This is a genomic window from Tenacibaculum sp. TC6 (genome assembly GCF_050606265.1).
Classification (GTDB): domain Bacteria; phylum Bacteroidota; class Bacteroidia; order Flavobacteriales; family Flavobacteriaceae; genus Polaribacter.
In genome coordinates, this window is sequence record NZ_JBOCUK010000004.1 from 80,279 (window position 1) to 92,282 (window position 12,004).

A 12,004-nucleotide genomic window follows, 5' to 3' on the forward strand; every position below is an offset into this window, starting at 1 on the left:
GTTGTTTACGGGTAAATATATTAAAAAAACAACAGCAATCGTATGATTGCTGTTGTTTGAAGTGGTATTATTTGGTTGGATTCAGAATAACATCTATTCTATCAACGGCATCTTGTAAATGGAAGCGGGTAATTGTATTTCTGGCAGTAGGAATACTTCGTTTAATATCATTTTTTAAACGTTTTAATTCACCTCTTACCACAGGTTTAATATCAGATTGATTAATAGTTACAGCAGTTTGCTTAAAGTAACCTCTATCACTTCTTGGTGCTTGTTGGTTTTTAGCTTTGTTTAATAAAAAGTCAAATCTATCTAAATAGGCACGTTGTAAATTTCTACGATAAGGGTCTATAGCTTTGTTAGTATATATTTCACTCCATATACCTTTTCGTAAATCGTTCATCATTTCGATAAGAGAATAAGCCTTAGTTCCGTTTAAGGTTTCATTCTCAATCATACGAGTTAATCTACCTGTTTTTAAAATTCTGTCTAAAGTTTGTTCTTGTAATCCTCTTATACGTTCAATAACTCCTGAATGTTGAGTTTTACTTATAATGTTTTCGTCAATTAGCCAATTGGGAGTAGCAAACAATTCTTTATTAATAAATTGTAATGCTCTTTTTTGATGTTCTTTAGGAACGTGAGTATACACAGCTCCATCTTGATCAGCAGTTTTAAAGTATTCATAAACCCCTCCAATGTTAGAGCTAACATGTCCCATATATCTGTTAAACTGACCAATTAATTGCCCGTACATAGTTTTTAGTTCTTCATACGTTTCTCCATCTTCAGCTGTCCATTCTTCTAAACGAGGTAAAATACGCTGTAAGTTTTTAATACCGTAGGCACTGGCTTTCATGGCATCATCCCCTAAATCTTCAGTTTGAGAACTTGGATCAATAATATTTCTAACCTGTTGATGTCCGAATCGATAAACAGGATCTCCGGCTTTTTCTTTAATCCATTGATTCAAAACAACTTTTTCTCCTTCAGCAGTTGTATTTAAAATAGGTCTGTATCCCCAACTGATAGCGTATTTATCATACGGACCAATATTAGGCATTAAAGCAACACCTTGGTCTTCAGGTTGAGCAATATAGTTAAAACGAGCATAGTCCATTATAGAAGGAGCTGTTCCGTTTTTTTGAGTAAACTCAGCAGAACGTAACGACTCTACCGAATAGGCAACAGAGCTTCCCATGTTATGAGGTAAGCCTAACGTATGTCCAACTTCATGAGAAGAAACAAAACGAATTAAACGTCCCATGATTTCATCTTTGAATTGGTTAGTTCTGGCATCAGGATTAATAGCAGCAGTTTGAATAAAATACCAATTATGTAATAACGTCATTACATTGTGGTACCAGTTAATATCCGACTCTAAAATTTCACCGGATCTAGGGTCGCTAACATGAGGACCATTGGCATTAGGAATGGGTGACGCTAAATATCTAACCACTGAAAAACGAACATCTTCAGGACTCCAATCAGGATTTTCTTCTTTGGTAGGAGCATCTTTAGCCAAAATAGCGTTTTTAAATCCGGCAGCTTCAAAGGCAACTTGCCAATCTTCTATTCCTTGTTTAATGTATGTACGCCATTTTACAGGAGTAGCTCTGTCAATATAATATATAATAGGTTTTTTAGGCTCTACTAATTCACCTCTTTTAAACTTTTCTAAATCTTCATCTTTAACTTCTAAACGCCATCTGTCTAAGTACGTAACAGATTTACTTTTTTGTACATCCAGTCCATAATCAGTTTGAGAACTGGTAAACCACCCGACACGCTCATCAAAATAACGTCTTTTCATCGGAACTTTAGGTAAGAGAATCATAGAGTTACTTAATTCCATAGAAACAGCTCCAACACTTGCATTAGAGGGTGGTTCTGCAGAAACATACGTTTTTACATGACGAACTTCAATGTTTTGAGGGTAACTACTAATACGATCTATATACGAACGATCTTTATCAACTTTTGAAATTTTATATTGTTTTCTGCTTCGTTGCGGAAAACCTATAGCTTGTACATCTGTTTCAAAAAGAGAAGTAACATCAATTACCGTTGCTGTTGAATCTTTACTAAATGCCTTTATAGGGAAAGCATATAAAATAGGTTCAAAATTAGAGTTAACTACCGCTTCATGAATAGGTAAAATAGAATCTGCTACAACGTTATGAGAAACCACACGTAGTAATATTTTTTCTTGATTTTTTTGCCATCTTAACACCTGTGTGTTTTGTTTACCACCCCCAAAACCAATACCGTTGGCTGTTTTAGCAATTCTGGTAACCATTAACATTTCACGGTTAAGTAATGAATCAGGAATTTCAAATAAGTACTTATTATCTTTTGAATGTACTTTAAATAAACCGTCATCGGTTTTATGATCTTTGGTAACTACTTTTCCATAAGGTTGAATACCATCCTTTTTGGGTTTACTTTTTTCAGCAGTATCTTTACTAGGTTCTTTTTTCTTACGCTTTTGAGCTTCAGCATTAAAAGAAACGCCTAAAGAGAAAAATACTACTAAAATAGATGAGAGTATTTTTTTTGTCATTATGTGTAATTTTATATAAATAAGTTGCCTCCGAATTTAAAACAAAAGCAACTGAATGATTCTTAATTAAATGTTAAAGACTTTAAGAATGGTTTAACATTTAACAGAAAGCTTATAAAAGTTTACAGGAATACTACTATAAGGTGAAGTTTTGATAGCACAGAATTATTCAAAATGCTCTCATTAGTTTTTGGTTTGGTCAAATACACTATATAACGGTAACGTATAAAGTTACGGGTTTAAAAGTTAGTGTTTTTCGGTTACACGTTATTGTGTACTGGCTTTTTTACTTCATAATGTTCCAACCAACCTAGCGGATTAGTTAGATTATGTTTATTAAATTCTAAATGTATTACTCGTCTTTTTTTTCCGTTCGTTGTTCTGTTCGACGCATGTAAAGTCAAAGGTTTCATTAACATTGCTCCACCTTTCTCTATTTCACAAATAAATTCATTTTCTAAAATCCAATCTTGAGAGTCGGCTCGAATTATTCCGTTTAAGTGAGATTTCGGAATTACTTTTAACGCTCCATTGTTTTTATCCGTTTTGTCTAAATGAATTCGTATTGTTATTGTGTCTTGTAAAATCTCAATTGGTGGTTGAACTCCATATTGTCCTTTTTTAACAGTCCAATTCACATAATTTTCTAAATTGACTTTTTTGTCAACTGAAATGCTCAAATCTTGGTGATAGGCTACAAACCAATTCGATTTGCTAGGTTTGTCAAAATAGATTGCTTTGGTCAGAAAATATTCAGATTCGGAAAGGTCAGAAATTAATTCAGTCAGCTTTTTATTAAACAATAAATCGGTTAATTCTGGTATATTTTTGATTAACTGTCTAATCGCAAACAAGTCCTTTGTTTTCATAAACGAATTTTCGTCCTGTTCAGTATTTTCGATACAAGCTAAAATTCTGCTTATTTCATTATCCGAATACAAGTCAGTTAAAACTGAAAATCCATTTTCTTCAAGTTCTATTTTATTCTTTACGTAATTCATTTTTCTGCTTGCACATAACGTGTTTGTGTATGTTTTTTTGCGGGAAAAGGAGGTGAGTTCTTTTCCGTTGATGTGGAAAGATACTTAATAAGATTGAATTTCCGGTGAGGAAATTTAGCCGCAATTAATTGTAACTTTGTTATGTGCTTTTATTCTAATTTATTTTCTCAGGTAATAATGTTTTAAACTCTAAATTGTACTTATTTGATAAGTTCCAATTCAATACGCTATCTCCTTGAAGTTCATCTAGTCTTTTGAGGCTTTTCATAGGTGAATCCTCAGTAATCCTCATTATTTGATGACCATATTTTTCAATTCTATCGCTAGGGAAAATTAAATGTCCATAAACATAGCGTTTTGATTCTTTCCTAAAAATTGATTTAAGTCCTGTATTTTTTTTATATAAATGAACCGATAAATCATACATGAAATTTTCTACCCAATTAACCTCTAAAACTAGAGTTCCATCTATTAAACCTCTTTTGGCTTTTAGATAATAGGATGTGTCAGCATATTCTCTTTTATGTTCCTTAATTATTTTCCATTTCATTATGGACTTTTTTATGTATAGGTTAAATGAATTTGATTTTTACACTTTTAGAGCTGATTTTTATTTATTTAGTTCATTCCGATATAATTCTGCTAACTTTAAGCGTTCAGTTTTGTTTTTCAGTATATTTTGCAGCCACATTTGAGGTTGCTCTGTAGCACTTTTAAATTCCTTATATTTAGATTTGTTGAATTCAGTAAGGTCATACCAATTTTTACTGTGAATGTGTTGAAGTGAATAAATAGCCATTTCTCCGTTCGTTGCACTAAAAAATGGGCAAGTATGAATTTTAGTCTTTGTTGTGTCAGCAAGTTTGGTGATTAAAAATTCAGTCAATTCCTTTTTGTCATTTTTCATAAATTTTTTCCATTCATTTTCGCTAAATACCATAGTCGGAATTTCCCTTTTTTTATCTGAAACGTATTGTGTGCCACCTAAACAACCTCCTTTTTGGAATACCATAAAATTCCATTGTCCTTCAATAGATTCCTTTTGTTGAAATTCTATATTTGCGATTTCTTTGGTGAATTCAGTAGTTTGATTATTTAATTTAGACTTCTTATCTGTTTGATTTTTACAGGGGGCTAAGGTCAAAATTAATAGCAATATTTTTATTAGGCTTTTCATTTTAGTTTGTGTACAACTTGTTTATATGACCAACTAATTTAGTGAATACTTATTAATTTTTATTATGGTAACCGATAACTTAAGCTATTTAAGTCGTAAAAAAATATTGTAAAGTGTAAGTGGTTGAAATACAAAAAATAATTGAGTTTTGCTAAATGTACCCGAATAGTCTCTTAGCACTTCCTGAAACGGTGCTGGTACGGTGATTTTTTACGGATATCATTAATTGTCTTTCCTAGAATGATTATTCATCTAATTTTTAATACTTACTCATAACCGTCACGAGAAAGGATTCTCGCGGTAGCCGTTACTTTGTCATTCGTGCGGTAGCCCTTATTTATTATCAGTTATTATAAGACTTTTATAATCGTTAATCTACTTAATCGAAGCACTGCTGTTTCCGAAAAAAAAGTTTTTAGGGTCGGCAAAAAGCGGTAGCAAATAGACAATCTCTTTTGTGTTTTTTGGTCGAGTGTTAGTTTGTGCGAATTGCAAATGTGATTGGTTGTGTGGGCTGTCATCTTATTGTTTTAATGATAGTTTGAAAATTATTGTAAATTATATTCTCGATTTCTTTTTCTGTTTTGTTATAAACCTGCGAAATATATGTTATCACATATTTAACGTCCTCAGGTTTTGTAGTTCTATTAAACAATGTCGTATAGGGAGCATCGGTTTCTGTTAATAAAAGATTAAGAGGTATTTTTGATATGATTTTCTGTCCACTTTGACTATTAATCATAGAAGTATTAACTGAAAAATAATATCCGTTATCAATTATCTTTTTGAGGCTTGTTAGAGTTCCTGTATACCAATGAAAAATGGCCGTTTTTATATCATATTTTATTAAATATGATAGAACTTCATTTTCTGCTCTTCTTGAATGAAGACTAACGATTTTCTTTTTACCTTTTATTGCATTTAAAACATATTCAAAGCTTTCAATTTGCTCCTCCTTTGTAGATATACCTTCTTTTGAAAAATCTAAACCAACTTCTCCGATATAAGATGTTTTGTCTACATTTCGTTTAAACTTAATACGCTCTCCTTTATGTCTTTCAGTTAATAAAGGATGTAGACCTAAGGCAAATCTAACATACTTGCAATTTTGCACGTGAGATAATCCTATTTCAAAATGACTTGGAAGATTTGTCATACCGATAGTTATGATACAATTACTTTCACATGCTTTTAAAACCTGTTTGGGATTTTTAAACATATCAATATGACAATGGGTATCAATATACATTATAGTTTTGCTCTTTTTTTTAATTCTTGATAATTTGAATCATTAGAATGACTATTTAACCAATCTTCTATTTCTTTTATTGTTCTTACAACAACATTAGAGTAATCATCTAATTTATAGAATGGTAATGTACCATTAATTAACAATTCCCTTTTAATCTTTGTTTGATTTTTTTTGAGTGAAAGGAAGCTCAATAGTGTTTTGACATCTTTCATGCGCTTATTTGACCGAGTATTCTTCCAACTCCATTGATTTTCGTCAAATATATTGTCGCCATAGTATTTTTCATAATCCCAACCAACTTTATGCATTGCAGCTCTTCGATAAATACATGGCATACATTTACCACAGTGATGAGAATCCGAAGTGTCAATAACTAAACTGCTATGCTTTTTATGCCAAAATTTATACCACCAAACTTTATGCCCGCCTTTTCCGCATGAATTAGATAGTTCAACTAGTCCTTTAAAGAAATTATCATTATTATATGGAACAAGCATTTCTCCTTTGGTGTGGAACTCATATGGGTTTTTTACACTTGTTAATATATTTAAACTATTAAAAATAGTATTTACTAAAGACAAAACATGTGGGTGAGTTGTCTTGGTACTACAAGAACTCCTTCTTGAAGGTGATAATGGAATATTTAAAGAAATAGTACCATTTTCTGGAATATGAAATGATTCGTTTGGTGTTAGGTTATGAGCTAGATATGAAGCCATACCAATGAACAAAATTGAACGACTACGGAATGTTGTTTCTAATTTCTTACTACTTCCTCTTTTTGCTCCAATTCTGTTATCAACCCAATCAAAATCGGTACTGATACTAAATTTAGTTTCTAATTGTGAAATGATTTTACGTTGATCGCTATTAGGACCACTCATTGCCACATCAAAGTGAGATACAAGTAAAGTTTTTTTTGAGGTTTTTAACAATTTATAACTACCAACTAGTGAGTCAAGTCCTCCTGAAAATAAGCATATTTTCTCTGGAATAAAGTTGTTTTTATTTTCCAAATCCAAGGGTGTATAAAAACTATCTGAATCTCCCTCAAAAAAATCGACGTTCCAAACATCCCCTGTCAAAAAGGATAGCATTTCATTTATTTTTTTTTTATTTGAATCCCATACCGAGAGGTTACTAACTGGAAATTCAAATTTGATTTCTCTCGTCCAACCATCTAATGATAATTTTTTACGGGGGATAAGCTTGTCAATATTATATATAATAACAGTAAAAAGATAAAATTCAAAAGCAATTGATGTTGCCTCTTTTGTGTAATTGTATAACCTCTCAAAATATGTATTGTCAATTTCTAATCTATAAGAACTATCATCTTCAAGTGACAAAAATATTCTTGAAAATGCACCTTTATCCGTTGCACTTGGCTTTACTATGTTGATATTAACTTTATTCATTATTGAAGACTTTAAGAACATTATCAAATATTTTTTTGGATATTCTTTCACAATCACTGGGATTATCCCAGTTTATAATATCAATTCCTTCAGTTGAATTGATTGTTTCTAGTTCCGAATCGATAAAATCACGAATTTCATCCATTGTTCTATTGCAAACCTCTTCTCCTTTTCGTTCAAATAATTTTTCCTCTATTGGTTGAGATAAGTGCTCAAAAATATATGTACCGAAAAAGCTAATTAAGATAGAATCAATACCTTCTTTAGCTATTTTGGATTGCAATAGTTCATCGATTTCTCCAGAGCTATTTACATCGTTTAAAAGTTCGTTTAACAACTTGTCTAATGCGCTTTTAGCCGCACCTTCATCAAAATTGGTTGTCGCACCACAAATATCATCGAGTAAGAAGTTTATAATTTCTTCTTTACTTCTAGTTGCAAAGTTAGTTAAGCCTTTATCCTCTGCATATGAATTTAAATTACCACTCGAAACAATATTTAAAAAACCACCAAAAGAACTTGCTGTTGTAATAGCTGCCTTTCCTCCTTTTGAAGATTTTCCCGATGACATGCCTCTTCTGCCCCCAGCTGCTTTAATATACTTGTTCAGAATGTTCTTTAATTTTGCATCTCTTTTAGTATTATATTTTGGATTGTTAAGAATCGAAGGGCTCCGAATTTCCTTATCAATACTATTTGCAAAGTTTGAAACAGCACTACTTGTTTGTCCCCAATTGGGGTCGCCTGATACTCCAGGACTAATGCTTTGCGAAGTACCCATTATTTATCTTTTTTAGTTTTATATGTTCTGTATGCTCTACATTTTTTATCTGAACCTAATGTTTTAATGATGCTCTCGACATCTATGCCATTCTTCTCTAGTACAAAAACATTATTCCCAATTGCAGGGGGTAATTGATTTAAATCTGGTAAGTTTTTAATGACATTGCTATATTCTGAAATGAATTGTTTTTTTTCATTCATAAATGCTTGCATAATAGCATGTCCATTCATGTTTTTAGGGTCTTTAATGATACCTTCACAAGTTAGAGTGACTAAATGTTCAATGTAATCGGAAGATTCAAGTATCTCTTCAATTTTTTTAATGCGAGAAGTAATAGTTTTAGTAGCTCTAGATTCTATTAAATCTTTATAAACTTTTTTTACAATTGGAGGAACTAAGTTAGCTGATTGTAAAGAGACACTTAGTTTATCTCTTGAAAGCCAGAAATAATCTCTCAAGTCAATCCTATTGAGTAAAGGTTCCATTTTGAGCCATGTTTTTATATTTTGTTTATCCCAATTTGGGAACTCTTTAATAGCGTTGTCAATGTCATCTAAGTTGGCTTCAATACTTTTTAAAAATTCAGGAAATCCATTTTCAGATGATTGTAATTTGAATAATTCTTGAAAGCGATTATTATCCATATATTCAAGAATCATTAATTTCACCAAAATATCATTTTTGAAATCCTCAATATTAGCTGCATCAGCTAGTTTTTGTCGAATAGTAAATGCATTTAAAAACCTCTTGATTTGTCTTGGATTTCCTTTTAAGCCATCTGTAATTAAAGGTGATAAAGTAGGAATGATAGCAAGATTTGATAATTCTCCTCTAATACCTATTGCATCTTGTATTTGTTGAAAACCAAAAGTAGAATGCCTATCCTTGTTTCTAAAAGCAATAAACTCGGTAATTATATCATCAAATTTACCTTTTAAATCTCGTTGGCAAAAAAGTAATGTCAAATAGGTTTCTACTTCTGTTTCTGATAACTTTGGTAAAATATAAGGAACTTGAATTAATTTTTCTAAATAGTCTGTTACTAACGATTCGTAATCACCAATTTCAGTATCTCTTATATCATTTGCTTTGTAACGATGCTGAATAGCATGCCTCACAATTCTTCTATCAGCACCAATAATAAAGGCAGTTTTCTTAACATTTAGAAATAATTTAATTGCTTCTAAATTATCAATAATCCTGTCAGGAGTACACCTATCAAGGTCATCTACTAGTATTACCAATGAATCAATTTTACATTTATCAATTGTATCTTCAAATTCTTTTCTGAATTCCCTTACAACCTGAGGTGTTTGATTAGTATTTTCTTTATTTGATTTGATTATACTTTTTAGTTCAGACTGAAGCTTTTTCCCTTCTTCACCTTCTAGCTTTTTAGCTAGTTCTGTAGGATTATCGAATAAGTCGGCAAACTTAGATAATCCGTCACCTATTAAACTCATTCCCCCAGTTGCATACGCTTTGGCTAAAGGAATCCCCACGTTTGTAACTGTAAGTTTTCCTAACCTTAACCAATCAACTTTTTTTAGAAGCTTTTTTGCGGCATCAATACCTTCTGGGATTATCTTCTTCTCCTTGATAATACTTTTTAGGATTGTTTCAATTAATGCAGATTTCGCATCATCATATCCTTCAAAAACCCAACCATTAAATGTTATTGTTATAACATTTTCTTTTTCTTGAAGCGAATTATTAAGCATTTTCATTACGCTAGATTTTCCACTTCCCCAATCTCCAAATAGTCCAATAGAAATTGGCAGCATATCTTTATCTGTAACAATATTCTTTATCAATTCGGCATGTATGCCAAATCCTAATAGGTCTTTATCTGTTTCATTATCGTGCCACATATCTATTTATTTTGGTGTAAGGTTATATAATTACGGGATTAAAAATTGCACTCTTTTGCTAATTTTGATTTGTGGGTTAGCTTGTGCGATTTGCAAATGTGTGCAATGTGTGTGGACCTCCCAACTGACCCGAAAGGTAGAGGCAGGTGGGCAAAAACTAATTTTTTTCTTGCACCCATCTTCAATTAATGAGACAATATTTTCAATCTGATTTTTCAAATTTTATAGCCAGGTTTCAATGTTAGATTCGGTCTTTCAGTCTTGTATGCAACAACAGTATAAAAGACATATGTCCTTTATCCTCTTGTTTATTCCTATAAAAGGAAACTAAAAAGATATGATTCCAACAATTTTTAGTTCCCGTGTATTAAACGCTGACGAACCTAGCCAATAAAATTCAAATTTCTTTACGGAAAGCCGTAAATAGGCAAACTTTTATAGTATAAAGGGTAGTTTTAGGTATAATCTGTTAACTTAACAAGTAGGGAAGCCTTCGGCACTCCCCGAGACCGTCCCGCCGCTGGTGGGAAGCCTTCGGTAGTTCCCGAAACCGTCCTGCCATTGGTGGGAAGCTTTCGGCAGTTCCCGAAACGTTCCTGCCGTTGGTGGGAAGCTTTCGGCAGTTCCCGAAACCGTCCTGCCGTTGGTGGGAAGCTTTCGGCAGTTCCCGAAACCGTCCTGCCGTTGGTGGGAAACCTTCGGGGCTTCTGGAAGTTATGCCAGCGAGGCTGGGAAGCTTTCGGGGTTTCTGGAAATCATGCCAGCGAAGCTGGGAAGGTTTCGGGGTTTCTGGAAGTCATGCCAGTGAGGCTGGGAAGGTTTCGGGGTTTCTGGAAGTCATGCCAGCGAGACTGGGAGGGTTTCGGGGTTTCTGGAAGTCATGCCAGCGAGGCTGGGAAGGTTTCGGGGTTTCTGGAAGTCATGCCAGCGAGGCTGGGAAGGTTTCGGGGTTTCCGGAAGTCATGCCAGTGAGGCTGGGAGGATTTTCAATAATCAATGAACAATGATCAATGAATCATAAACCAAGCAAATAGAAGTTATTAATACTGCGTAAGAATTTATATCTTTAGTGGTTTATAAACACCATGATAATTTGAAGTACTTATACACTTTTGTTTTTATTGTTTGTTGGGTGGGCTGTCAACAAAAAAATACGAGCTCAAATGAAGCTACGCAAGAAACGGCTAAAAGTCAGCAAACAATCAAACTAGAACCCAACCGATATAATGTGGCATTTTTAATTATGAATGGCACGTACAATACAGAACTAACGGCTCCTTTTGACATTTTTCAACACACCATTTTTAGAAAAAACATCAAGGCGATGAATGTGTTTACCGTTGCCAATACCCATGAACCTATTACTACATTTGAAGGAATCAAAATACTTCCTGATGTGAATTATTTAAAAGATAGCCTTCCGAAGATTGATATTTTAGTGGTACCCAGTGCAGAACATCATTTAGATACAGATTTAGATGATGAAGCCTTAATTCATTTTGTAAAGAAAGTTGATAAGGAAGCTCAGCTAATTACTTCTCATTGCGATGGGGCATTTGTACTGGCAAAAGCCGGAGTTTTACAAGGGCATGCTTGTACCACGTTTCCTGCTGATATTGACAAAATGAGAACGATGTTTCCTGATTTAGATATTAGAAAAGAGGTGTTGTTTGTACATGACGGTAAATATATTACCTCAGCCGGTGGAGCAAAATCTTTTGAGGCAGCTTTGTACCTGTGTGAGCTTTTGTATGGTAAGGAAATAGCTAAAGAATTGGCAAAAGGTTTGGTTATTGACTGGGATTTAGAAGCAATACCGCATAGTGTAATAGAGTAGTTTATTTTAATTGTACGTGTTTTTATGTAACAAATGTTACATTGTAAAACGGCTTTTTTAACATAAAAAATACAATCAATCCTATCATATTTTAATAATAT

The 12,004-nt window shown here is 32.9% G+C and carries 9 protein-coding genes; 1 reads left to right on the forward strand and 8 read right to left on the reverse strand.

The window, feature by feature from the left end:
- Positions 1–67: 67 nt before the first annotated feature.
- From ACQY1Q_RS03490 to ACQY1Q_RS03525, 8 genes are all read right to left on the reverse strand, one after another.
- Positions 68–2,563: a zinc-dependent metalloprotease gene (locus ACQY1Q_RS03490; protein WP_431003899.1), complete on the reverse strand. Its 2,496-nt coding sequence runs from the start codon at positions 2,561–2,563 to the stop codon at positions 68–70.
- Positions 2,564–2,823: 260 nt separating this feature from the next.
- Positions 2,824–3,564: a phytanoyl-CoA dioxygenase family protein gene (locus tag ACQY1Q_RS03495; RefSeq protein ID WP_431003900.1), complete on the reverse strand. Its 741-nt coding sequence runs from the start codon at positions 3,562–3,564 to the stop codon at positions 2,824–2,826.
- A gap of 154 nt (positions 3,565–3,718) precedes the next feature.
- The gene (locus tag ACQY1Q_RS03500) at positions 3,719–4,114 is read right to left on the reverse strand and encodes a hypothetical protein (RefSeq protein ID WP_431003901.1); all 396 of its coding nucleotides are present in this window, start codon (positions 4,112–4,114) and stop codon (positions 3,719–3,721) included.
- A 60-nt stretch (positions 4,115–4,174) separates the two neighbouring features.
- On the reverse strand, positions 4,175–4,741 hold the full coding sequence (locus ACQY1Q_RS03505) for a hypothetical protein (protein WP_431003902.1): 567 nt from the start codon (positions 4,739–4,741) through the stop codon (positions 4,175–4,177).
- Positions 4,742–5,258: 517 nt separating this feature from the next.
- The gene (gene qatD / locus ACQY1Q_RS03510) at positions 5,259–5,990 is read right to left on the reverse strand and encodes a Qat anti-phage system TatD family nuclease QatD (protein ID WP_431003903.1); all 732 of its coding nucleotides are present in this window, start codon (positions 5,988–5,990) and stop codon (positions 5,259–5,261) included.
- A complete protein-coding gene (gene qatC / locus ACQY1Q_RS03515) occupies positions 5,990–7,411 on the reverse strand; it encodes a Qat anti-phage system QueC-like protein QatC (RefSeq protein ID WP_431003904.1) in 1,422 nt (473 codons plus the stop codon). Before qatC ends, qatD begins: the two co-directional genes overlap by 1 nt.
- On the reverse strand, positions 7,404–8,192 hold the full coding sequence (locus tag ACQY1Q_RS03520) for a hypothetical protein (protein ID WP_431003905.1): 789 nt from the start codon (positions 8,190–8,192) through the stop codon (positions 7,404–7,406). The genes qatC and ACQY1Q_RS03520 overlap by 8 nt, the downstream gene beginning before the upstream one ends.
- Positions 8,192–10,066 (reverse strand): KAP family P-loop NTPase fold protein, encoded by a 1,875-nt coding sequence (locus ACQY1Q_RS03525; protein ID WP_431003906.1) that lies wholly within the window; start codon positions 10,064–10,066, stop codon positions 8,192–8,194. Before ACQY1Q_RS03525 ends, ACQY1Q_RS03520 begins: the two co-directional genes overlap by 1 nt.
- Positions 10,067–11,159: 1,093 nt before the next feature.
- Here ACQY1Q_RS03525 and ACQY1Q_RS03530 point away from each other — a divergent pair.
- Entirely contained in the window at positions 11,160–11,903 is a 744-nt protein-coding gene (locus tag ACQY1Q_RS03530; protein ID WP_431003907.1) for a DJ-1/PfpI family protein, read from the forward strand.
- The last annotated feature ends 101 nt before the right edge of the window (positions 11,904–12,004 follow it).

What these genes read in the sequence shown, in the direction of transcription:
- ACQY1Q_RS03490 (WP_431003899.1), bottom strand. Translation starts at nt 2,563, where the DNA reads ATGACAAAAAAAATACTCTCATCTATTTTAGTAGTATTTTTCTCTTTA.
- ACQY1Q_RS03495 (WP_431003900.1), bottom strand. Translation starts at nt 3,564, where the DNA reads ATGAATTACGTAAAGAATAAAATAGAACTTGAAGAAAATGGATTTTCA.
- ACQY1Q_RS03500 (WP_431003901.1), bottom strand. Translation starts at nt 4,114, where the DNA reads ATGAAATGGAAAATAATTAAGGAACATAAAAGAGAATATGCTGACACA.
- ACQY1Q_RS03505 (WP_431003902.1), bottom strand. Translation starts at nt 4,741, where the DNA reads ATGAAAAGCCTAATAAAAATATTGCTATTAATTTTGACCTTAGCCCCC.
- qatD (WP_431003903.1), bottom strand. Translation starts at nt 5,990, where the DNA reads ATGTATATTGATACCCATTGTCATATTGATATGTTTAAAAATCCCAAA.
- qatC (WP_431003904.1), bottom strand. Translation starts at nt 7,411, where the DNA reads ATGAATAAAGTTAATATCAACATAGTAAAGCCAAGTGCAACGGATAAA.
- ACQY1Q_RS03520 (WP_431003905.1), bottom strand. Translation starts at nt 8,192, where the DNA reads ATGGGTACTTCGCAAAGCATTAGTCCTGGAGTATCAGGCGACCCCAAT.
- ACQY1Q_RS03525 (WP_431003906.1), bottom strand. Translation starts at nt 10,066, where the DNA reads ATGTGGCACGATAATGAAACAGATAAAGACCTATTAGGATTTGGCATA.